The organism is Mesorhizobium sp. B2-8-9 (assembly GCF_006439475.1).
GTDB lineage: Bacteria > Pseudomonadota > Alphaproteobacteria > Rhizobiales > Rhizobiaceae > Mesorhizobium.
On sequence record NZ_VFTQ01000047.1, the window covers coordinates 1 to 20,778 of the forward strand.

At 63.5% G+C, this 20,778-nt stretch carries 23 protein-coding genes and 1 tRNA gene; 11 read left to right on the plus strand and 13 right to left on the minus strand.

The genetic code is table 11. The features are described from left to right. Positions 1-330: 330 nt before the first annotated feature. The 3 genes from FJ423_RS31620 to FJ423_RS31630 form a co-directional block, all read right to left on the minus strand. Entirely contained in the window at positions 331-1,497 is a 1,167-nt protein-coding gene (locus tag FJ423_RS31620) for a PLP-dependent aspartate aminotransferase family protein (RefSeq protein ID WP_140847484.1), read from the minus strand. Continuing rightward, complete coding sequence (locus tag FJ423_RS31625) at positions 1,494-2,930, minus strand: pyridoxal-phosphate dependent enzyme (protein ID WP_140847487.1); 1,437 nt, start codon at positions 2,928-2,930, stop codon at positions 1,494-1,496. Before FJ423_RS31625 ends, FJ423_RS31620 begins: the two co-directional genes overlap by 4 nt. 203 nt (positions 2,931-3,133) lie before the next feature. Then, positions 3,134-3,532, minus strand: coding sequence for a RidA family protein (locus tag FJ423_RS31630; protein ID WP_140847490.1), 399 nt, complete (start codon positions 3,530-3,532; stop codon positions 3,134-3,136). A 170-nt stretch (positions 3,533-3,702) separates the two neighbouring features. Here FJ423_RS31630 and FJ423_RS31635 point away from each other — a divergent pair, with 170 nt between their 5' ends. Then, positions 3,703-4,032, plus strand: a complete 330-nt coding sequence (locus FJ423_RS31635; protein ID WP_140847492.1) for a hypothetical protein — start codon at positions 3,703-3,705, stop codon at positions 4,030-4,032. Then, complete coding sequence (locus FJ423_RS31640) at positions 4,029-4,676, plus strand: cysteine hydrolase (RefSeq protein WP_140847495.1); 648 nt, start codon at positions 4,029-4,031, stop codon at positions 4,674-4,676. The genes FJ423_RS31635 and FJ423_RS31640 overlap by 4 nt, the downstream gene beginning before the upstream one ends. 94 nt (positions 4,677-4,770) lie before the next feature. Here the strand turns inward: FJ423_RS31640 and FJ423_RS31645 are convergent, their stop codons facing one another. After that, complete coding sequence (locus FJ423_RS31645) at positions 4,771-5,124, minus strand: helix-turn-helix domain-containing protein (protein ID WP_140847498.1); 354 nt, start codon at positions 5,122-5,124, stop codon at positions 4,771-4,773. Positions 5,125-5,236: 112 nt separating this feature from the next. On the opposite strand from FJ423_RS31645, the gene FJ423_RS31650 reads away from it, so the two are divergent. After that, positions 5,237-6,007 carry a type 1 glutamine amidotransferase domain-containing protein gene (locus tag FJ423_RS31650; RefSeq protein WP_140847501.1) on the plus strand — a complete coding sequence of 257 codons (771 nt, stop codon included), beginning with the start codon at positions 5,237-5,239 and terminating at the stop codon, positions 6,005-6,007. Positions 6,008-6,011: 4 nt separating this feature from the next. Here the strand turns inward: FJ423_RS31650 and FJ423_RS31655 are convergent, their stop codons facing one another. Both FJ423_RS31655 and FJ423_RS31660 read right to left on the minus strand, forming a co-directional pair. Continuing rightward, on the minus strand, positions 6,012-7,352 hold the full coding sequence (locus FJ423_RS31655) for an FAD/NAD(P)-binding protein (protein ID WP_140847503.1): 1,341 nt from the start codon (positions 7,350-7,352) through the stop codon (positions 6,012-6,014). A gap of 370 nt (positions 7,353-7,722) precedes the next feature. Further along, positions 7,723-7,908: a hypothetical protein gene (locus tag FJ423_RS31660; protein ID WP_140542964.1), complete on the minus strand. Its 186-nt coding sequence runs from the start codon at positions 7,906-7,908 to the stop codon at positions 7,723-7,725. A 310-nt stretch (positions 7,909-8,218) separates the two neighbouring features. Between FJ423_RS31660 and FJ423_RS31665 the strand changes: the two genes are divergently transcribed. From FJ423_RS31665 to FJ423_RS31680, 4 genes are all read left to right on the plus strand, one after another. Beyond that, the gene (locus tag FJ423_RS31665; protein ID WP_095767965.1) at positions 8,219-8,581 is read left to right on the plus strand and encodes a septal ring lytic transglycosylase RlpA family protein; all 363 of its coding nucleotides are present in this window, start codon (positions 8,219-8,221) and stop codon (positions 8,579-8,581) included. 289 nt (positions 8,582-8,870) lie between these two features. Continuing rightward, entirely contained in the window at positions 8,871-10,148 is a 1,278-nt protein-coding gene (locus FJ423_RS31670) for a polyhydroxyalkanoate depolymerase (RefSeq protein WP_140847506.1), read from the plus strand. 187 nt (positions 10,149-10,335) lie between these two features. Next, entirely contained in the window at positions 10,336-10,953 is a 618-nt protein-coding gene (locus tag FJ423_RS31675; RefSeq protein ID WP_140847508.1) for a transglutaminase-like cysteine peptidase, read from the plus strand. A gap of 194 nt (positions 10,954-11,147) precedes the next feature. Further along, on the plus strand, positions 11,148-11,381 hold the full coding sequence (locus FJ423_RS31680) for a hypothetical protein (RefSeq protein WP_140847511.1): 234 nt from the start codon (positions 11,148-11,150) through the stop codon (positions 11,379-11,381). A 208-nt stretch (positions 11,382-11,589) separates the two neighbouring features. On the opposite strand, the gene FJ423_RS31685 is transcribed toward FJ423_RS31680, so the two are convergent. The 4 genes from FJ423_RS31685 to FJ423_RS31700 are packed head-to-tail and all read right to left on the minus strand — an operon-like array spanning position 11,590 to position 14,332. After that, positions 11,590-11,952 (minus strand): helix-turn-helix domain-containing protein, encoded by a 363-nt coding sequence (locus FJ423_RS31685; RefSeq protein ID WP_140847514.1) that lies wholly within the window; start codon positions 11,950-11,952, stop codon positions 11,590-11,592. 24 nt (positions 11,953-11,976) lie between these two features. Then, positions 11,977-12,501, minus strand: a complete 525-nt coding sequence (locus FJ423_RS31690; protein ID WP_140847517.1) for a Smr/MutS family protein — start codon at positions 12,499-12,501, stop codon at positions 11,977-11,979. After that, a complete protein-coding gene (locus FJ423_RS31695; protein WP_140847520.1) occupies positions 12,498-13,601 on the minus strand; it encodes a murein transglycosylase A in 1,104 nt (367 codons plus the stop codon). Before FJ423_RS31695 ends, FJ423_RS31690 begins: the two co-directional genes overlap by 4 nt. Before the next feature lie 23 nt (positions 13,602-13,624). Next, positions 13,625-14,332, minus strand: a complete 708-nt coding sequence (locus FJ423_RS31700) for a Tim44/TimA family putative adaptor protein (protein WP_140847523.1) — start codon at positions 14,330-14,332, stop codon at positions 13,625-13,627. 201 nt (positions 14,333-14,533) lie between these two features. Here FJ423_RS31700 and FJ423_RS31705 point away from each other — a divergent pair, with 201 nt between their 5' ends. After that, positions 14,534-15,028, plus strand: a complete 495-nt coding sequence (locus FJ423_RS31705) for an FxsA family protein (protein ID WP_140847526.1) — start codon at positions 14,534-14,536, stop codon at positions 15,026-15,028. 494 nt (positions 15,029-15,522) lie between these two features. Continuing rightward, complete coding sequence (gene secB / locus FJ423_RS31710; RefSeq protein WP_095767956.1) at positions 15,523-16,026, plus strand: protein-export chaperone SecB; 504 nt, start codon at positions 15,523-15,525, stop codon at positions 16,024-16,026. 198 nt (positions 16,027-16,224) lie between these two features. Here the strand turns inward: secB and yidC are convergent, their stop codons facing one another. The 3 genes from yidC to rpmH are packed head-to-tail and all read right to left on the minus strand — an operon-like array spanning position 16,225 to position 18,572. Next, positions 16,225-18,054, minus strand: coding sequence for a membrane protein insertase YidC (gene yidC, locus FJ423_RS31715; protein WP_140847528.1), 1,830 nt, complete (start codon positions 18,052-18,054; stop codon positions 16,225-16,227). Positions 18,055-18,067: 13 nt separating this feature from the next. Continuing rightward, entirely contained in the window at positions 18,068-18,421 is a 354-nt protein-coding gene (gene rnpA, locus FJ423_RS31720) for a ribonuclease P protein component (protein ID WP_095767954.1), read from the minus strand. 16 nt (positions 18,422-18,437) lie between these two features. Then, complete coding sequence (gene rpmH, locus FJ423_RS31725) at positions 18,438-18,572, minus strand: 50S ribosomal protein L34 (RefSeq protein ID WP_008833937.1); 135 nt, start codon at positions 18,570-18,572, stop codon at positions 18,438-18,440. 254 nt (positions 18,573-18,826) lie between these two features. Between rpmH and FJ423_RS31730 the strand changes: the two genes are divergently transcribed. After that, on the plus strand, positions 18,827-20,320 hold the full coding sequence (locus FJ423_RS31730) for a HAMP domain-containing sensor histidine kinase (protein WP_095767953.1): 1,494 nt from the start codon (positions 18,827-18,829) through the stop codon (positions 20,318-20,320). Between the two features lie 281 nt (positions 20,321-20,601). Then, a tRNA-Arg gene (locus FJ423_RS31735) sits at positions 20,602-20,678 on the plus strand. The last annotated feature ends 100 nt before the right edge of the window (positions 20,679-20,778 follow it).

Genomic DNA, 20,778 nt, shown 5'->3' on the forward strand with positions numbered 1-20,778 from the left:
AAGGACGACCAGGATTCATTCGGTCTCCTTCCCACTTCAACCATACACCAGAACCAACACACAGGATTCTAGGGTCTTCGCGCGTCGCTTCGCTCCTTGCTCCGCCCTAGAATGACGAAGGACAGGTTGGCGGGACAACACCCCCCTCTGCCCTGCCGGGCATCTCCCCCGCAAGGGGGGAGATTAGCAGCTCCGCCGGCGGCGCCTTTCCTGCAACGTCGATGATTCGCGAAAGCGGTCGCGACATCCAATCTCCCCCCTTGCGGGGGAGATGGCCGGCAGGCCAGAGGGGGTGTGACGGAACTCGACGACTGCCCCCAAGACCCTCACCTACCCCAGTGCCTGCTCCAGATCCGCGACCAAATCATCCCCATCCTCGATCCCACACGACAGCCGCACCAGTGAATCCGTTATGCCGATCGCCCCGCGCTTTTCCGCCGGAATCGAGCCGTGCGTCATCAGCGCCGGATGCTCGATCAGGCTTTCGACGCCGCCGAGGCTTTCGGCCAAAGTGAAGAGCTGGGTGCGTTCGAGGAAGCGTTTCGTGCCGGCGAGGTCGCGGTCGAGGTCGACGGAGATCATGCCGCCGAAGGCGTGCATCTGCTGGACGGCGATCGAATGCTGCGGGTGGCTGGCGAGGCCGGGATAGATGACCCGGCGGACATCTTTTCGCGTTTCCAGCCATTGCGCGATCTTGAGGCCGTTGGCCGAGTGACGCTCCATCCTCAGCGCCAGGGTTTTTATGCCACGCAAGGCGAGAAAGCTGTCGAACGGGCCGGAGATGGCGCCGATGGCGTTCTGCAGAAATTTCAACTGGTCGGCGAGATCCTTGTTGTCGCCGACGACCGCCACGCCGCCGACCATGTCGGAATGGCCGTTGAGATATTTCGTCGTCGAATGCACGACGATGTCGATGCCGAGCTCCAGCGGGCGCTGGATATAGGGGCTGCAAAACGTGTTGTCGGCGACGGTGAGTAGCCCCTTGCGCCTGGCAAGTGCCGCGACGCCTTCGAGATCGACGATGCGCAGCAGCGGGTTGGTCGGCGTCTCGACCCAGAGCAGTTTTGTTTCCGGGCGGATGGCGGCTTCGACGGCGGCCAAGTCGGTGAAGTCGGCAAAGCTCACATGCAGGCCTGCCGAGCGCTTGCGCACCCGCTCCATCAGGCGGAACGAGCCACCATAGATGTCGTCGGTGGCGACGATGTGGGCGCCGGAATCGAGGAGCTCGAGCACCGTGCCGATCGCCGCCAGGCCGGAAGCGAAGGCGAAAGCCTTGCTGCCGCTTTCGAGATCGGCGACCGCGCGCTCGAAGGCAAAGCGGGTCGGGTTCTGGCTGCGGGCATATTCAAAACCCTTGTGCACGCCCGGCGACTGCTGGCCATAGGTGGAGGTGGCATAGATCGGCACCATCACCGCGCCGGTCAGCGGGTCGTGGCTCTGGCCGCCATGGATGGTGCGGGTGGAAAAGGCCAGGCGGTTCTTGCCGTTCGAAGTCATTTTGCGCGGCGCCTCAGATGGTTGATCAGGTCGATACGGGTTATCAGGCCGATGAACTCGTCGCCGTCGAAGACGATGGCGACCTCGTTGCGGTCGAAGACGGGCAGCAGCGCGTCCAGCGTCTGATTGGCCTGCAGCGTGTGCAGGTTCGACGTCATGGCGGTGCGCACCGGCGCGTTGAAACGGTCCCAGCGGCCGTCATAGGGGCCGTCGACCTTGGCCAGGATGTCGCTTTCGTCGACGATGCCGACCAGCCTGCCCTCGTCCAGCACCGGCAGTTGCGAGACGTCGGAGCGGCGCATGCGGCCATAGGCGTTGAGGAGGCTTTCCTCCGGGCCGACGGTCACGATGTCGCCGGTGCGCGGCGAGCGCATGACGAGGTCGCGCAGATCGCCATGCTGTTCCTGGTCGGCAAGGCCCTGCTCGGCCAGCCAGATATCGTCGAAGACTTTCGAAAGATATTTGTTGCCGCTGTCGCAGACGAAGGTGACGACGCGCTTGGGCGCCGTCTGCTCGCGGCAATAGCGAAGTGCGGCCGACAGCAGCGTGCCCGAGGACGAGCCGGCCAGGATCCCTTCCCTGGACAACAGATCGCGCACCGCCAGCATGCTTTGCTTGTCGGGAATGGAGTAGGCCTTTTTCACCAGCGAGAGATCGGCATTGGGCGGCACGAAATCCTCGCCGATGCCTTCGACCGTCCAGCTGCCGGCCTCCACCATCTTGCCGGTCTTGATCAGCGGCGCCAGCACCGAGCCGACCGGATCGGCGAGCACCATCTCGGTCTTGGGCGAATGTTTCGCGAAAAAGCGGCCGAGGCCGGTGAGCGTGCCGCCGGAGCCGACGCCGACCACCACCGCGTCGACATCGCCTTCGAGCTGCGAAAAGATCTCCGGCCCGGTCGTGGTCTCATGCGCGAGTGGGTTCGCCGGATTGGCAAACTGGTTGGCATAGAAGGCGCCGGGGGTCTCGGCGGCGATCTTCTCGGCCATGTCCTGGTAATATTCGGAATGGCCCTTGCCGACATCGGATCGCGTCATGCGCACCTCGGCGCCCAAAGCGCGCAGATGCTGGATCTTCTCGCGCGACATCTTGTCGGGCACGACGAGGATGATGCGGTAGCCTTTCGGGATGCCGACCTGGGCGAGGCCGAGGCCGGTGTTGCCGGCGGTGGCCTCGACGATGGTTCCGCCGCGCTTCAGCCGCCCCTCCTTCTCCGCCGCCGCGATCATCGACAGCGCGATGCGGTCCTTGATCGAGCCGCCCGGATTCTGGCTTTCAAGCTTGATGAACAGGCGGCACTTGCCGGTGTCGAATTTGGTCAGCTCGACGACCGGCGTCTGGCCGATCAGGTCGAGCACCGAAGCGTAAGGCGGACGAAGTCTCGACAGGCTGATGTGCGCGCCCTTCGGCGCCGCTTTTGTCTGCTCGCTCATCTTGAGTGCTCCATCGAAGCAGTTCGAGGCGGATGTCGGCAATCTCGCGCGTGGAGCCGCGGGAATCCATTCCGGTTTCGCGGATCGCGCGCCCTGTCTTTTCCAGCCCTTTTCATCAGGAAAGAAGATAGATCGTGCCAATCCGGCGGCGAGTGGAGGAATGGAATTTCACGGCCGCGCCGTCTGTCCCCTCAAGCGGGAGATTACGCAACCGCCGCCTGGCCCTCGATCTCGATCAGGAAGTCCGGATTGCCGAGGCCGACAACACGCAGCGCCTTGATAATGGGCGGCGGAGCACGGTTGGCCCAGAGCGCCATCCAGGCGCCAAAGCCCGAAGCGATATCCTGGTCGCCAACGATATAGACCGACAGGCTGACAAGATCCTCCAGCTTCGCTCCGCCGGCTTCCAGCACCTTGGCCAGATTGGCCAGCGCCTGCATCGTCTGCGCCGCGAGATCGCCCTTGCCGACGATGTTGCCTTCGGCATCGACGCCGTTCTGCCCTCCGACCAGCACAATGCGCGCGGAAGCAGGCAGCGACACGCCTTGCGAATAAGCGGGGTTGCTGTGCATGCCCTGCGGGTTCAACCTTTCGATGGTCATCCTCGTTCCTCCATGCCGGCAATGACCGGCCGCATTTTGCCTCAATAAAGCGACACAGAGGCCCAGCTCGAGGGCTTGTTCAACGCACCATGTCGTTCGTTGCCGATGCCTTTTCCATCATGCTAGCCGAACGAAGCGCGGGGCGAACAGCGCGTGCCAAGGAGCGGCCGATGAAGATTCTTGCCTATGACAATTTCAAGCCCGGCGTCACGCTCGACGATCTCAGGCCCTATCTGCGCGACGAGGTCTCGAATGTATGGCGGCTGTGGAAGCAAGGCATCGTGCGCGAAAACTATGCGCGCGCCGATGTCGGCGGCGTCATCATCGTCTTCGAGCTCGACAGCGTCGAGCAGGCCATGCGCTATACCGATGATTTCCCGCTCTCCAGGGCCGGGATGCTGGAATGGCATTTCATCGCTTTCGACGCGCCGCTGCCGCTGGAATTCCTGTTCGACCCGACCGTCGATATCGCCAAACCCTGGGATCGGACGGCGGCATGATCCGCTCTGGCGAAGGCATGGAGATTCCGCAGCGCCTGGCCGAATGGTGCGATCCGCGCCGCATGGCGCTGGTCGTCTACGACATGCAGGTCGGCATCTGCCGCCAGGTCGAAGGCGCCGCGGCGATCGTCGAACGCACCGGAACGGCATTGGAAGCGGCGCGCTCGCACGGCATGCGGGTGGCATTCACGCGCCATTTGTCACTGCCGAAAAAATGGATGGGCGCCACGCAGCTGCGCACCGCGATGGTCTGGCAGCGGTGCGATAGCCCCGACGCGGTCCAGCCATGGTTCCCGCGCGACGCCGAAGCGACGCGGATCGTGCCGGAACTCGCTCCGCGCGCGGACGAGGCGGTGTTCGACAAGCTGACCCTGTCGGCCTTCGATTCCACCTCGCTCGGCTTTGCACTGCGTGACTGCGGCGTCCGTGCGGTGGCGCTCGCCGGCATCGCCATGGAGATCGGCATCGAGCCGACGGCGCGCCAGGCGACCGACAACGGTTTCGCCGCCGTGGTGATCGAGGACGCCTGCGGCTTCGGCAATAGCGAAGCGCGCGACCGCTCGATGGCGACGCTGCGCTTTCTTAGCGAAGCCGTCGTCACCGATGTCGCGGGCTTTTGCAACGCGCTTGCCGATGCCGCTTGATCTCAGGCCAGAGGCTTTGTTGTTACGCAATTGCGGACGGAAGGCTACGGCGAAGTCGCCGAGCCCAAGCGCTACGCACTTTCCTGGAATTGCTCTAGGCCGCGGCTTCGATGTCGGTGCGGAAACGCACGCCCTCGGCGCGGCCATGCAGGATGCCCCAGTCGTAGAGCGCCTCCAGCGCCGCGGCCAGGTCGCGGCCGCGCTCGGTCAGCGCGTAGCGCGCCTTGCCGTCCGGCGAGGTCTCGGGCGCGACGAAGCCGATCTCGACAAGGTCGGCCAGGCGCTGCGTCAGCATCTTGTCGGAAAGCGAAGGGATCAGCCGGCGCAATTCGGAATAGCGCAGCGGTCCTTGCTTGATCCGCGCAATGATCACCGTCTTCCATTTGCCGCCGAGCGCATCGAGCGCGAACTCGACCGGACAGCCATAGAGTCTACCGCGTTGTGTCATGCGCCGATCCTAGGCAAAGGCCGCGCGCGGCAAAAGCGGAATTTACCCCGCCATGTGGCCAGATTGCCGTGCCCGGCTTTGTCGGCGACGACTTCATCAAAGGGAGAGCAAAATGAGTGTTCGGAATCCCAATCCGGTCAATGCGCGAAAGCCGAAGCGGGTGGCGATCGTGATCGCCAATCCGGCCGTCTCCACCATAACGGGGTGGCCGGTCGGCTTCTGGTGGAGCGAGCTCACCCATCCCTGGTTCGCTTTCACCGAGCGCGGCTACGAGGTCGAGATCTTTTCGCCCGACGGCGGCAAGTGCGAAGCCGATGCGCTGAGCGACCCGCGCGATCCGTCGGGCTATTCGGAGACCGATCTCATCTCGCTCGGTTTCATCTCGAACCCGAAGCTACAGGCGCTGGTCGACGACACACGGCCGGTAGCCGAGATCGATGTCGCTCGCTTCGACGCCATCGTCGTCGCCGGCGGCCAGTCGCCGATGTTCACCTATGAAGGCGCGACCGGTCTCCAGCAAACCTTCGTCGCTTTCCACGAAGCCGGCAAGGTGGCCGCCGCGCTCTGCCACGGCACCGCCATCCTGCGCTATGCTAGGCGCGCCGACGGATCGCTGCTTGCCGCGGGCAAGACGGTAACCGGCTTTGCCAATGTCGAGGAGGATTTTGCCGACAACGCCACCTGGGCGATGGGGGCACTCGAACGCGGCAAGCATTTGATGCCGTGGCGGATCGAGGACGAGCTCAAGGCGATCGGCGCCAATTATATCCAGGCAGGGCTGTGGCGCGGCTTTGCCGTACGCGACGGCAACCTCATCACCGGGCAGCAGAATTTTTCCGGCACCGAAACCGCCCGCGTCGTCTATGAGGCGCTGGGCGGCTAGAGCCTTATCCGAGCAGCTGCTTGCCCAGCTTCGCGCATTGCACGCGGATGTCGGGAATGGCGTCGATCTCGAAGAAGGTGCCGCGCGTCAGCGGTCCGACTGCGAGCAGCTTCGACGACACCGTGCCGTCGGCCGCGATCAGCTCGCATTTCGCCGTGACATCGAGGCCGAGGCGCAGCGGATCGGGACGCGCCAGGCCGCGCTCGACCAGCGAGCGCACCACACCGTTCGACGTCCGCGATATGTCACGGGCGATGCCCATGCAATCATAGAGGCGGGCGACCTCCAGGGTCTCGATGTCCTGCGTGCCGCGCGGCTGGATTTTCACGACGAAGCCGCCGTTCGGTTCTATGGCCACCACCCTGCCGGCGACGAGACGGATGCGGCCTGAGGCGACCGCATCGGTGACGCGCGCATAGACTTCCGGCGCCATGCGGTGGCGGTGGATATCCCACCAGGCCTTGGTGTGCTCGACGAAGCGGCGCTTGGCCGAGGACGGCCAATTCTGCCAGATCGTCTGGTTGAAGGGTCTGAGACCATCGACGACGTCGCGCCAGTCGCCGCCGGCTTTCTGGGTCTCGCGGATCAGGTTGCGGAACCAGCCGACGAAATAGGAAAGCTGGGTGCCGAGCGGAATATCGGCGATATCGAGCTTGATCGGATTGCCCTTGCGGTGCGGCGACGGCAGCAGGCCGCGACGCGACACCGCGACGATGGCGCCGCGATGGCCGCGCTGCTCCAGCGACAGGAAAGCGTCGACCATGCTCAGGCCGGTGCCGAGCAGCAGCACCGGGGCTTCTGGATCGAGCGCGGTGTCGGCCTCCGTCCCCATACGGACGGCATGACCTTGGAACGCGCCGGGCTGCTCGTTGTGACCGGTGGCCAGGACGGCAAGGTGCGCGACGACGCTGGTGCCGTTGGCGAGCGCGACTTCGACACCCGACGAGGTCGGCGCGATCGACAGGCTCTCCTCGCGGATCAGCCTGAGACGCCCGGTCTCGCGCTCGCGCTCCTCGAGGCTCTCGAGCACGTCCTGCAGATAGCGGGCGTAAAGGCTGCGCGGCGCATAGAACGGCCCCTGGTCCGGCTTGGCGAGGCCGCGCTCCAGCACCCAGCGCGCGAAATGGGTGGGGTCGTCGGCGTAAGCGCTCATGCCGGAGGCGTTGACGTTGAGCACATGCGCCGAGAGCAGCGTCGAGTAAGCCATGCCCTGGCCGAAATGCGGCCGCTTCTCGATCAGCGTGACGCGCAGGTCCGGATTGGGCGACTTCAACAGGTGCGCGGCTAGCACGACGCCGCTGGCGCCGCCGCCGACAATGATGATGGAGTTGCCGCGTCCAACCATGACTGCTAGCCGAACGTGACTCGAGCGATCAGCGCTGGGCGAGCGCCGCGGACGGCCTCAGCCGCAAGCCACGAACGATCGCCGGAACGGTTTTTTGAAGGTCGCGCATCGTTCTCTCACTCCCAATGTTGATAAGATTACTATACTAACCGTGCCAAGCACGAAATCGCAGTCCCAATGCCACCCCCTTTGAAGCATGGATTTGCCGAGAAGGGATGACAGGCGGATTTTTCGTTCGCTGGGGTGTTTTGTGGGAGGGCGGCGGCCATCTTTCTTTGTCATTCTAGGGCGAAGCGACGCGCGCAACGGTGCTGCTTGCCGGCGAATGCGACCGCCTGACCGCCAGCCGTCTCCGCCCCGACCGGCAAGGTCATATGCGCGAGCGAGTCGCCCAGCGGAGGCCGACCACGCCGACCAGCATGGTGACGAGGCCGATATAGAGCCATTGCGTCTGCCCGGTCATGAAACTGCCCTTGACGAGACCGAGGCCTTGCAGCGACCATAGCGCACCCAGCCCCAGCACAATCAGCGCCAGCACAAATCTGATCAATCGCATCGGCTGGACCCTCTCCGGAAGTCGATCCTGAACGGCAATGGGGACGCAACAAAAGACGTCGAGGAACCGAAGCAGTTCCGTCCCTCAGTACTTCAAATCTTGTGGGCCGATCTTGCCCCGAATGTCCCGTATGCCGGCCCGATATTCATTGAGAATACGCCTTAACGGGGCCGTGAATATCATGACAAACTGTTTCGCGGCGACTCCAAACGTGTGCTGTCGCCATGGAACTGCCAGATCAATGCCGCATTTCCCGCCTCATTCGGCACATATCGGCGGGGCATATCTCTAACGGAGCCATCCCCAAAGCATGAAGAAAACTAACCAGACTGCGCTTGTCGCGGTAACGATCGCGGCTGGCCTGATGGCCGGCGCCTCATCCGCCTCCTCCGCCGCCGCGCAGTGCGGCCGCGCTTCCTGGTATGCGCTGCATTCCAGAACCGCCTCAGGGGAACGCATGAACCCCTCGGCACTGACTGCAGCCCATCGCTCCTTGCCCTTCGGCACCAAGCTTCGGGTCACCAACAAGAACAACGGCCGCAGCGTCGTCGTGCGCATCAACGATCGCGGTCCGTTCGTGAAGGGACGCATGCTCGATCTCTCCCGCGGCGCCGCCGGCCAGCTGGGCTTCATCGGTTCGGGCCATACCGCCGTCTGCATGGCGCGCGTCTGAGCCGCCTTTTTGATGCGCGTCGTCATCCAAAGCGCTGCCCACTTCAGGGCGATATGCATGGTCGTGTCCGGCATGAGGGGCCGGACACATATCGTTCACATTTCGGCAGCGCACATTGAGCCGGCTCGCCCGCTTAGGTCCGGTTTTCAACAGGTTGAACGAAAGATGCATTCGTCAGACAAAATGACGTATTGCATCGCAACAATATCTTGCTAACCTCGCCGGGAGACATTCAAGGCTCGGCGCAGTTCGTCGTCCTTTTGGTCGTCGGACAGCAGCGGGGTTCGCGATGTTCTACCAGCTCTACGAAATGAACCATGCGGCGCTGCAGCCGGCCCGCTTCTATGCCGACGCTGTGCGGCTCTTCTACTCCAACCCACTCAATCCGGTTTCCCACACCCCCTTCGGCCGCTCGGTCGCGGCGACCGCGGAGCTCTTCGAGCGAACCACCCGTCGCTACGGCAAGCCGCAGTTCGGCCTGGACAAGGCCGTGGTCGACTGGAAAAGCGTCGACGTCACCGAAAAGACGGTCTGGTCGAAGCCCTTCTGCGACCTGATCCGCTTCGAGCGCGCGCTGCCCGCCGGCCGCAAGCCCGACCCGAAGCTTTTGATCGTGGCGCCGATGTCGGGCCATTACGCGACACTGCTGCGCGGCACGGTCGAGGCGATGCTGCCACATGCCGACGTGCACATCACCGACTGGGTCGATGCCCGCATGGTGCCGGCGGCGCAAGGAAGCTTCGATCTCGACGACTATGTCGACTACATCATCGAGATGTTCCACGCGCTCGGCCCCGACACGCATGTGATGGCCGTATGCCAGCCCTCCGTGCCGGTGCTGGCGGCGGTGGCACTGATGGAAAAGCGCGGCGATCCCTTCGTGCCCTCCACCATGACGCTGATGGGCGGACCGGTCGACACGCGCCGCAACCCGACCGCGGTCAATCTTCTGGCCAAGGAAAAGGGCATCGACTGGTTTCGCGATAATGTCATCATGCCGGCGCCGTGGCCGGTGCCGGGCTTCGGCCGCCCGGTCTATCCCGGCTTCCTGCAGCTCTCGGGCTTCATGAGCATGAATCTCGACCGCCACATCATCGCGCACAAGGACTTCTTCATGCACCTTGTGAAGCATGACGGCGACAGCGCCGAAAAGCACCGCGACTTCTATGACGAGTATCTGGCGGTGATGGACCTGACGGCGGAATTCTACCTGCAGACGGTCGACACCGTGTTCGTGCGCCACGCTCTGCCGAAGGGCGAGATGACGCATCGCGGCGAGCCGGTCGATCCGAAGGCGATCCGCAACGTTGCGCTTTTGACCATCGAGGGCGAGAACGACGACATTTCCGGCCTCGGCCAGACCCAGGCCGCGCATGATTTGTGCGTCAACATCCCGGCCGACAGGCAGGCGCACTACATGCAGCCGGCCGTCGGCCATTACGGCGTCTTCAACGGCTCGCGCTTCCGCTCGGAGATCGTGCCGCGCATCGTCGACTTCATTTCCAGCTATGGCCGCCAGCACCGGGTGGCGGCGAAGCCGAAACTGGTCCGTTCCGCCAAAAGCTGAACGCCGGAGCCCGGCATCAGCCTAGCCGCCACTTGGCGGCCAGCGGTGTTGCACCCGCGCTTCTGTTGCGAAAGTGCCGCTACGGGATCGCGCAGGTAACCATGCCGCCAAACTGACCGTCGTCTCCAATTGACACGGACTGTAAATCGCCCTTAACGTTTCGTTAATAAAGAACAGGGCGGGGGCAATGACTTCCTCAGCGATGACGCGGATTCTGCGCTTGTGTGCAGCCGCAGGACTGGCGATCTCTGCGCATTGGGCGGTGCCGGCCTGGGCGGCTGGCGCGATGGCCACGGGCGGCCTGACCTCGCAACCGATCGGCCACTATGATTTCTGCAAATCGCATCCGAGCGAATGCAACATCCGCCCGGTCACTCTCGGGCCGGCCACCATGACGGACGGGCTGTGGCGCAGGCTGGGCAGCGTCAGCGCCAAGGTCAACGCCGCCGTCAAGCCGTTGAGCGATCTCGATCACTACGGCAAGGACGAAGTCTGGGCCTATCCGGACGACGGCTATGGCGACTGCGAGGACTATGTGCTGGAAAAGCGCCGCCAGCTCTACCGCCTGGGCATGTCGCTGGCCGACCTTTTGATCACCGTCGTGCGCAAGCCGGACGGCGAAGGCCATTCGGTGCTGACGGTGCGCACCGACAAGGGCGACTATGTGCTCGACAACCTGACCGACAAGGTCAAAGCCTGGGACGCGACCGGCTACCGCTTCCTCAAGCGGCAGGCGATCGACAACACCGGGCGCTGGGTCTCGATCCGCGACGGCCAGCCTGTGCTTGTGGGCTCGGTGCAGTAGGCAGAGCTGAGGGCGCTAACCTCGGTTTCGTCATTCGAGCAAAGCAAGGAGCGCAGCGACGCAGCGCAGGCCCTAGATGACGAAGAGAGGGTTTCGCTCTCTCGGACACATTATTTCGCATCTCTCCATGAACCTTTTGCGTCCGGCCGGCGACACACAGCCGTGGACGACAAACCCAACCATGGAGAATTTCAATGACTGCTTTACTGCGAAACACCCTGCTTGCCGCCATCGCGGTGTCGGCCTTGACCGGATCGGCCCTGGCGGACGAGACCACCAAAAGCTGTGCCAAGACCAATCTCAACGACCTGTGGAGCGGCCGTTGCTGCGGCGTCGACTCCTCGGCTTGTCTGGGCGGTGGTAATGGCGGCCGCGATCACAACAACAATGGCGGACGCGGTAGCACGAACGGCGCCGGCAAGCAGTGATTTCAGGAATAAGGGCTGCTCGCGGCCTAGCACACGGAGGCCGTGGCCCTCGCTGAACGTCACTGCGGCGCAGAACGATCTCTGTTCTGCGCCGCCTTGCCCTTCGCGCGAGTTCACGGAATAGATCCTCGGGCCTGCGCGTCGGCTTCGCCCGTGGATGACGAAGTTCGGGCGGCTTCGGCTAGCCGCCCCGTTTCATCAGGGCAAGCTATCCGCGCAGCGCAGCGCGGACAGCCGCCGTGATTTTCCTCAGCTCCGCCTCATCCAACTTCTCGATGCTCTCGGCCAAAAGGTTGGCCAGCTCGGTTGCCGCCGGCGAAAGGCCCGATGTGTCGATCCTGACCCTCGGATGCGAGCTCTCGGCGAGGCGGGCAAGATCCTCGGCGTCGTCCCAGATGATGTTGAAATAGCCGATGATCTTCTGGATCAGTGTCCAGGTCGGCGCGCCGCGGCGGCCGTGCTCGAGCGCCGACAGATAGGCGGCGCTGACGCCGATGGCCTTGGCCATTACCTTCTGGCTGACGCCGCGCTCGGCGCGCAGCGTCCTGAGCTTCTCGCCGAACGGGGTCATGTCGGCTGGCTCATTGGCGAATCCTCATGACCGTATCCGCCGCAGCCGCACATAGAGCGCGCCCGAGCCGCCATGATTGCGGGCAGCATGATCGTGGCTGGACACCAGATGCCGGAAAGCGGGCGTCGACAGCCAGGCCGGCACGGCGCGGCGCAATATGCCGTCGCCGCCCGAGGACGACCCCTTGCCGGTGATGATCAGCACGTAGCGGATGCCGCCGGCATGCGCGCGGTTGAGGAAGGTGAGCAGCAGCGAATAGGCCTCGTCCTGCGTCATGCCGTGCAGGTCGACGCGGCCTTCGATCGGCAGCCGGCCTTTTTTCAGCTTGTGCAGCGTCTGGTCGTCGAGCGAATGCGCCACATGCGGCGCCTTCGGCTTGGCGGCCACGGCCGCTACGCCATTGGCGGCAGGCCGGGGGGTCTCGGGCTTGGGCTCGACAATGTCGGGGATCTCGACGGCGGTTTTGCCCTTCAGCGGCCGGGCAGAGCGCGCCACCAGGTTCCACAGGATACGGTCGTCGTCGCTGAGATGATCGTCGCGGCGGCTCACCGGGTCGCTCCATGCAGAAGCGCACGCGGCACCAGCGCATAGAAATCGGCCGCGTTGCGGACCACGCCGGCGATCTCGCCGGCAGCGTCGCCCGAGCCGGCGAAGAGATCGCCGCGCGCCGGACCGGTGATAGCCGAGCCGGTGTCCTGCGCGATCATTAGCCGCCGGAACGGTTTTTCATCGAAGGCGGTAAGGGTCGGCGCATCGATGTAGAAGGGCGTGCCGAATGTGTGCAGCAGGCGGTCGACCGCGACCGAGCGGCCCGGCGTCAGCGGCACCTTGGCGGCGGCGATGGGTCCAAGCGCGGCATCGTCGACCGCGGCCTCGCGGAAGAAGATATAGGAGCGGTTCCGCCACAGGATCTCGTCGACCCGGTCGGGATGTGCCTTGAACCAGGCTCGGATCGATTGCATCGTTACCTTTGTCAGCGGAATCTCGCCGAGATCGCTCAAGATCTTGCCTGGGCCGGTGAAGCGCTGGCCGGACTTGGCGGCATAGGTGACGCGGGCGAGCCTGCCGTCGGTCATCTTCAGACGTGCCGCGCCCTGCACATGGATGAAAAACGCATCGACCTTCTCGGCGAGCCAGGCGATTTCGAGATTTCGGCCGGCGAGCGCGCCGCGCTCGATTTCGCCGCGGTCGAAATATTCGACGGGAGCATCATCCGTCCGGCGGGCGAAGGCCAGATAGGCATCCATGCCGGCCGGCCGGTTGCCATCGTCGATTTCGATCAGGTCGGCGGGGCGCGACAGCAGCGGCACGGTGAATCGCCCGGTCCTGACCGGCGAGGCTTCGACCTCGGGCTCGTAGAAGCCGGTGACGAGACCCGAGCCGTTTTCGGGCTGCACCAGCATCGGCACGAAATGCCGTTCGAAAAAAGATCGCGCCTCGGACCTGCTCGGCGCCGAAACGGCACGCGCCTCGGCATAGGCATCGGCAAAAGCATTGAAATCGACGCCGAGCGATCCGGTGCGGTAAGATTTTATCGGCGTGTGGAAGGCCGAGCGGCGAAACGCGGCGAAGGCCGCAGCATGGTCATCTTCGCCCCAGCCCGGAAGGTCGCTGAAGGATTTTATGCCGAATGCGGAAGAGAGCGGCACGACTGGAGCCCCGCCGCTTGATCTCAATCTTCTTCTTCGGTGGCGACAAGCTTCCAATTCGGGTCGCGCGAGCGGGTGTCGCGGGCGAAGGTCCAGACATCCTTGACCTCGGCCACCGTTTCAGGGTCGCCGTCGATGACGGCGCCGGCCTTGTCGCGGGTCGCCGAGATCAGCTCGGAGACGACGCGCAGCGTGATATGCGCTTCCGAGCCCTTCATTTCGGCGGCGACGATGTCGGCCTTGTCGATGCCGACGAAGGAGGATTGGATCTTCTCCGATTTGGCCTCGCGGTCGCCGATCGCGGCGACGAAACCATCATAGACTTCGCGCGACAAAAGGTTCTTCAGCGTCTTACGGTCGCCGTCGGCATAGGCCATGACGATCATCTCATAGGCCATCTTGGCGCCGTCAACGAAGGTCTTGGGATCGAAGGACGGGTCATTGTCCTTGATCGCGCGCAGGCCCCTGTTGAGGTCGGTATCCGGCTTGGCGAAGGCGTCGATATCGGCATAGATCTCGGGCGCGGTTTCGCCCGGCGCGCGCTTGCGCGGCAGCGACACCACATTTTCAGGCTTTTGCGCCGCGTCGGCCTCGCGCGTGCGGCTCGCCGAATAAGGATCGAAGGGCGGGCGCTCGTTTCCGGTGCGACGTCCAAGCACGTTGCGCAGCTGGAAAAAGATCACAACCGCCGCAATCAGAAAGAAAATCGTGCCGAAGTCGAAGAAACCCATATTTTCCGCCAACTCGATCCCTGTCCGTGCCGGACCGGCGTAACCCCTGGGGACCGCGGTCGCATAGCGTTCAACACCCAAAGCATATAGAACGGCAGGCGCAATCATTCAAATCAAAGGCAGCCATACCTATCTAAAGGCGCCAAGGCCAGCGGCGATTGTCCGTCAGCGCCGCAAAAGAAGAAAGCGATCGGTCAAGACTTGCGCATCTCGTTCATCCCGCTGTTCCTGCTCCTGCTGCCGCTTCTGGAGATCGCCGGCTTCGTCGTCGTCGGCCGCGAGATCGGGGCTTTGGCTACGGTAGGGCTGGTCATCCTTTCCAGCGTCGCGGGCAGCCTGCTGCTGAGGCTTCAGGGTTTTGGCGTCATGGCGCGGGTGCGGGCGGAGATGGATGCCGGGCGCGATCCCAGCCGCCAGCTCGCGCACGGGGCGATGATCGTGCTGGCGGCGATCCTTTTGATCATTCCGGGCTTCATCACCGATTTCTTCGCCATTCTTCTCCTGTTGCCGCCGGTGCGCGACTTCGCCTGGCGCCTGCTCAAGAACCGCATAGTCATGGCGACCAGCTTCAGCCGCGGCTTTTCGGCGCGCCGCCGCAACAATGTCATCGACCTCGACGACAGCGACTATTCGCGCGACGATTATCCGGACCGGCCGGACCACAATTCGCCCTGGCGGCGGCTGAAGAACGATTAGTCCCGGACGGGGGATTTTGCCCGGTCGGCTCTGGCAGACGGCATGCCTTGGAGATTGGCCGAAACGCCCATCGCGATCGTCATTCCAGGGCGGAGCAGGAGCGAAGCTCCGTCGCGAAGACCCTGGAATCCATGCCGTTACCTTCGCCAAGGATCGCAACGGAGCAGAATTTTTGCACCGTGGCGGCGCTTCCAAGTCACGGAATGGATTCTACGGTCTGCGCGCGTCGCTTCGCTCCTTGCTCCGCCATAGAATGACGACGTTGGGGCGGCTTCAACCCATCCCCGGCGCTTACGCTGATTTCGCGGAAATGAACGGAAAATCTTGCACCAAGACAAATCGCAACCTTTCAAAATCCCTGTGACGGGGAACCAGTCCCGGACCTATCGCCCGACAGAGGCGGCAAAACTTGTTTTGTCCGGCCGAGCATGGTAGCGAACCCGCGATTTCAATCCGGTCAGCAATGCTGCCCAGGCAAAAGGACTTAAAGGCTCATGGCCAGCAACGATGACGCCGCGACCGGCGCCGCCAACGGCAACGGCACCCAAAACCAGCCCTCGCTCAATGTGCTTGCGCAATATGTGAAGGACCTGTCCTTCGAAAGCCCCGGCGCGCCGAATTCGCTGCGCGGCCGCGACAAGGCTCCGGGCATCGCAATCAATGTCAACGTCAACGCCAACCCGCTCTCGGACAAGCAGTTCGACGTCAATTTGACGCTGAACGCCAAGGCCTCCTTCGACCAGGAAGTGCTGTTCAATGTCGAGCTGGTCTATGGCGGCGTCTTCGCCATCAGCGGCTTCCCGCAGGAGCACATGCTGCCGCTGCTGTTCATCGAATGCCCGCGGCTTCTGTTCCCCTTCGCCCGCCAGATCGTCGCCGACGCCACCCGCAATGGCGGCTTCCCGCCGCTGATGCTCGATCCGATCGATTTCGCGCAGATGTTCCAGCAGCGCATCGCCGAGGACCAGGCTGCGGCTGGCAAGGTCCAGGTGAGCTGAGGCTAACCGGCGCGACACCCTATCGAAAGCCCGGCTTCGCGCCGGGCTTTTTTCGCTGCTTGCTCCGCCCTGGAATGACAGCCGGAAACATGGCCATGGCCAATCTCGAAGGTTGACGGCTGATCGTTGAGCCTGATCAACAAAAACCCCGGACAAAACGATGCCGGGGTTTTTTCGTCTTAGCAGTTCAGGAGCCGTCTATTCCGCCGGCGATGGTTTCTTGCGGAAGATCGATGCCAGATTGTCCCACAACTCGATCTTGGCGCCCTGGCGCTTCATGATCACGCCCTGCTGCAGGATCGACAGCGTGTTGTTCCAGGCCCAGTAGATCACGAGGCCGGCCGGGAAGCTGCCCATCATGAAGGTGAAGATCACCGGCATCCAGGTGAAGATCGCCGCCTGCGTCGGGTCCGGCGGCGCCGGGTTCATGCGCATCTGCAGGAACATGGTGATGCCCATGACCACCGCCCAGGCGCCCATATGCGGCAGGAAGGCGGGCGCCGCGAACGGCAACAGGCCGAACAGGTTGAAGATCGATGTCGGATCGGGCGCCGCGAGGTCGTGGATCCAGCCGAAGAACGGCGCGTGCCGCATCTCGATGGTGATGTAGAGCACCTTGTAGAGCGAGAAGAAGACCGGGATCTGCAGCGCCACCGGCCAGCAGCCGGCCAGCGGATTGATCTTCTCGGTCTTGTAGAGCTCCATCATCGCCTGCTGCTGCTTCATCTTGTCGTCCGCGTATTTCTCGCGGATCTCGACCATCTTCGGCTGCACCTTCTTCATGTTCGCCATCGAGGCATAGGACTTGTTGGCGAGGGGGAAGAAAATGGCCTTGACGACGACGGTGGTGGCGAGGATCGCCAGCCCGAAATTGCCGAAGAATTTGTAGAGCGTGTCGATGAGCCAGAACATCGGCTTGGTGATGAAATAGAACCAGCCCCAGTCGATCAAAAGGTCGAACTGGCGGATCTGCCGGTCCTTGGCATAGGCGTTGATGGTCGAGACTTCCTTGGCGCCGGCGAAGATTTCGGATTCGACCGTCGTCGACTGGCCGGGCGCGACGCTGATCGCGTCGGACAGGTAGTCGGACTGATAGCTGTGGCTGTGCGGCCCGTCCTTGAACTCAAAATAGGAGAATTTCGGCTGGAAGGGCTGCTTCTCCGTCGGGATGAGCGTCACGGCCCAGTATTTGTCGGTGATGCCGAGCCAGCCATTGGTCGACTTGCTGGGCGTGTATTCCTTGTCCTTCTCGATCTTGGCGTATTTGTATTCCTGCAACCCCTCGCTGCCGGTCACGCCGATCAGGCCTTCATGCAGCACATAGGTGCTGGCGACGGCCGGCTTGTCGAAACGGGTGACGCGCCCGTAATTGTACAGCGAGACGGCGGCCGTTCCCGAATTCTGCACCGTGTCGGAAACGGTGAACATGTATTCGTTGTCGATCGAGATGATGCGCTTGAACGTCAGGCCCTTGTCGTTGGTGAAGGTCAGCGTCACCGGCGTCGAGGGCGTCAGCGTCGGATTGCCGTCGACGCTCCACACCGTATCCGCGCCGGGCACAGTGCCGGTGGTGTCGTTGCCGACGAAGCCGATCTCGGCGAAATAGCCATTGGGCAGCGACGAGGGGTTGAGCAGCTCGATCTCGGGCGAGTTCTTGTCGACCGTCTCGGTGTAGTGCTTGAGCCTCAGGTCGTCGAGGCGCGCGCCGGTCAGGTTGATCGAGCCCTCAAGGCTGGGCGTGTCGATCTTGACGCGCTTGGTGGCGGCAATCGCCTGGTCGCGGCTGGCCGCGGTCACGCTGTCGCTGCCGGGCGCGCTGGGGATGGCGCCGGCGGTCGGGGCCGGCGTTCCGGCCGCGCTTGGATTGGTGCCCTGCGCTTCCTTCTTCTGCGCCTCGACGCGCTGTTGCTCGACGCGGGCCTGCTCGCGCTGCTGCTCCATGCGCGGGTTCATGTAGAACACCTGCCAGAGCGTCAGGATCAGCACCGACAGCGCGATGGTGATGAAGAAATTGCGGTTGTTTTCCATCGAAGCCCTTGGCCTATCGTGTTCCGCGCAGCCGGCGGGAGAGCTCGGCCTTCAACTGGCCGAACGGAATGGCAAGCACGTCTTCACGCCCGACGATGACATAGTCATTGCCGGGCGCCATGTCATCGGCGGCATGAACGCGCACGGCTTCCCTCAGCCGCCGCCGGACGCGGTTGCGCACCACGGCGTTGCCGACCTTCTTGGTGACTGTGTAGCCGACGCGCGGCGCAAGGTCATCGCCGCGGTCGAGAACTTCAACGAGAAAAAGCCGCCCGCGGCGTTTCTCGCCGCCGCGCACAGCCAAGAAATCCGCGCGTTTCAGAAGCCGCCCGGGAGTTTTCCCCTGTGGCTTGCCGGGTGCGGGCAACGATCTCGTCTTTCGTTCAGGCGCTGAGCCGCTTGCGGCCGCGGTTGCGACGGGCGGCAACGACGCCACGGCCACCCTTGGTGGCCATGCGGGCACGGAAACCATGCCGGCGCTTACGGACGAGCTTGGACGGTTGGTAGGTACGCTTCATTTGTTTTAATACCGCGGGGTGCGGCCCTTCTTGATTCTGTCACCGTGTAACAGGAGCTTTGCCGGGCCGGCCTAGGCGCGATCGAAACCGCGCCGGGACGAATGGCCCGAGCGTGAGCGGGCTTATAGAAAGAAGGTCTTTGGAAGTCAATCCGCCCCGCCGCGAGGCATTTTTCGCCGAGCCGACGATGAAATTGGCAAAAAGACCGCAAATCGCATAATCTTGGCCGATCAAGCCTTTGTGAATGCGCGTCAATGACGAGTGAAACTCTGCCCACGAACGAGAAGGCACAACCGGCGGCGGCGAATTCGTCGCGCCGGGTGCCATTGTCGCGCGGTCTGTCGACCAAGCTGCTTTTACTCACCATCGCCTTCGTGCTGCTGGCTGAAATCCTGATCTTCCTGCCCTGGATCGCCAGCTACCGGGTCAACTGGCTGAAGGAGCGCCTGAGCACAGCCGCTGCGGTGTCGATCGTGCTGTTGCAGGGCGAGCCCAACTCGCTGTCCCACAACGCCCAGAACGATGTGCTGATGGCGATCGGCGCCAAGGCGATCGCGGTGCGTGACGGTGGCGTCTCACGGCTTCTGGTGGTCGCCGACATGCCGCCACAGGTCGACGCGCACATCGATATAGCCAATGTCGGCCTGATCAACGGCATGACCGGCGCGCTCGACACGCTGTTCTTCGGCGGCAAGCGCATGCTGCGCGTCTTCGGTCCGGTCGGCGACAGCGACAAGGAATTCGAGCTGATCATGCCGGACTACCGTTTGCGCGACGCCATGCTGAGATACTCGCGCAACGTCGCCGTCGTCTCGCTGCTCATCTCGCTGTTCACGGCCATGCTGGTCTATGCGGCGATCGACCTGATCATGATCGGGCCGATCCGCACCATGACGCGTTCGATCCTGGCCTTCTCCGAGGCGCCCGACGATCCCGGCCGCGTCATCCGCCCTGCCGACCGCGCCGACGAGATCGGGGTCGCCGAACGCGAGCTGTCGCAGATGCAGGACCGGCTGCAGAAGATGCTGTCGGAGCAGAAGCATCTCGCGGATCTCGGCCTGGCCGTCTCCAAGATCAACCACGACATGCGCAACATCCTGGCGTCCGCGCAGCTGATGTCGGATCGCCTGCGCCAGGTGAAGGACCCGACCGTGCAGGCCTTCGCGCCGAAGCTTCTGCGCGCCCTCGACCGCGCCGTCTCCTACTCCGAAGGTGTGCTTCACTATGGCCGTACGCAGGAGCCGGCGCCGTCGCGCCGCCGCGTGCGACTGCGCCAGTTGGTCGACGACGTGCACGGCCTGCTCGACATCGAGGAGGGCATCGAGTTCATCAACGCCATCGAGCACGCCTTCGAGGTCGATGCCGATTCCGACCAGCTGTTCCGGGTGCTCACCAATCTCTGCCGCAACTCCGTGCAGGCGATGGCCGCCGACACCGAAAGCGCGGTGGTGCGCCGGCTGGCGGTCGCGGCCGAGCGCCAGGGCAGCGTCAGCCGCATCACCGTCACCGACACCGGACCCGGCCTGCCGCCCAAGGCGCGCGAGAACCTGTTCGCCGCCTTCCGCGGCTCGGCGCGCAGCGGCGGCACGGGGCTTGGCCTAGCGATCGCGCACGAGCTGATCCGCGCTCATGGCGGCACGGTCGAGCTGGTCGAATCGATCGGCGGCCGCACCGTCTTCGCCGTCACCATTCCCGATCAGCCGGTGCGGCTCGATCAGGCGCGCAACGGCCTGCGCCGCCCGGCTTGAGGTATGCCGATATTCAGGTGAGGCCGGCCTGCAAATGGCGGCTTCCTCCGCTTCCGGTGCTCACGTACTTTAAGTACGCTCCGCTCCGGTTCTCAGAAACCACCATTTTCGACTCGGCCTGACCTGAATCTCGATACACCTCAGGCGCGGCAAAACCACCTGCGACAAAACTTTTGCCGGATCGGCTTGCTTTTCGCAAATTCAGTCGTTAGGGAACACTCCACATCGCGGCCGGCATTCTCGACCGGATCGCGGGGCCTGTTTCATGCACGGCCTGTTGCGCGCCCGTAGCTCAGCTGGATAGAGCACCAGACTACGAATCTGGGGGTCAGGAGTTCGAATCTCTTCGGGCGCGCCAACAATTTCAGATATTTAGCTGAATCCCACCGTTTTCAAATGGCCGTTTTGAAACGGCTTTGCATCGTCGGATGGATTTGCGCGGTTGGGAGAACTGCAGC

Coding starts and splice junctions, on each gene's coding strand:
- FJ423_RS31620 (WP_140847484.1), bottom strand. CDS start 1,497: ATGACTTCGAACGGCAAGAACCGCCTGGCCTTTTCCACCCGCACCATC.
- FJ423_RS31625 (WP_140847487.1), bottom strand. CDS start 2,930: ATGAGCGAGCAGACAAAAGCGGCGCCGAAGGGCGCGCACATCAGCCTG.
- FJ423_RS31630 (WP_140847490.1), bottom strand. CDS start 3,532: ATGACCATCGAAAGGTTGAACCCGCAGGGCATGCACAGCAACCCCGCT.
- FJ423_RS31635 (WP_140847492.1), top strand. CDS start 3,703: ATGAAGATTCTTGCCTATGACAATTTCAAGCCCGGCGTCACGCTCGAC.
- FJ423_RS31640 (WP_140847495.1), top strand. CDS start 4,029: ATGATCCGCTCTGGCGAAGGCATGGAGATTCCGCAGCGCCTGGCCGAA.
- FJ423_RS31645 (WP_140847498.1), bottom strand. CDS start 5,124: ATGACACAACGCGGTAGACTCTATGGCTGTCCGGTCGAGTTCGCGCTC.
- FJ423_RS31650 (WP_140847501.1), top strand. CDS start 5,237: ATGAGTGTTCGGAATCCCAATCCGGTCAATGCGCGAAAGCCGAAGCGG.
- FJ423_RS31655 (WP_140847503.1), bottom strand. CDS start 7,352: ATGGTTGGACGCGGCAACTCCATCATCATTGTCGGCGGCGGCGCCAGC.
- FJ423_RS31660 (WP_140542964.1), bottom strand. CDS start 7,908: ATGCGATTGATCAGATTTGTGCTGGCGCTGATTGTGCTGGGGCTGGGT.
- FJ423_RS31665 (WP_095767965.1), top strand. CDS start 8,219: ATGAAGAAAACTAACCAGACTGCGCTTGTCGCGGTAACGATCGCGGCT.
- FJ423_RS31670 (WP_140847506.1), top strand. CDS start 8,871: ATGTTCTACCAGCTCTACGAAATGAACCATGCGGCGCTGCAGCCGGCC.
- FJ423_RS31675 (WP_140847508.1), top strand. CDS start 10,336: ATGACTTCCTCAGCGATGACGCGGATTCTGCGCTTGTGTGCAGCCGCA.
- FJ423_RS31680 (WP_140847511.1), top strand. CDS start 11,148: ATGACTGCTTTACTGCGAAACACCCTGCTTGCCGCCATCGCGGTGTCG.
- FJ423_RS31685 (WP_140847514.1), bottom strand. CDS start 11,952: ATGACCCCGTTCGGCGAGAAGCTCAGGACGCTGCGCGCCGAGCGCGGC.
- FJ423_RS31700 (WP_140847523.1), bottom strand. CDS start 14,332: ATGGGTTTCTTCGACTTCGGCACGATTTTCTTTCTGATTGCGGCGGTT.
- secB (WP_095767956.1), top strand. CDS start 15,523: ATGGCCAGCAACGATGACGCCGCGACCGGCGCCGCCAACGGCAACGGC.
- yidC (WP_140847528.1), bottom strand. CDS start 18,054: ATGGAAAACAACCGCAATTTCTTCATCACCATCGCGCTGTCGGTGCTG.
- rpmH (WP_008833937.1), bottom strand. CDS start 18,572: ATGAAGCGTACCTACCAACCGTCCAAGCTCGTCCGTAAGCGCCGGCAT.
- FJ423_RS31730 (WP_095767953.1), top strand. CDS start 18,827: ATGACGAGTGAAACTCTGCCCACGAACGAGAAGGCACAACCGGCGGCG.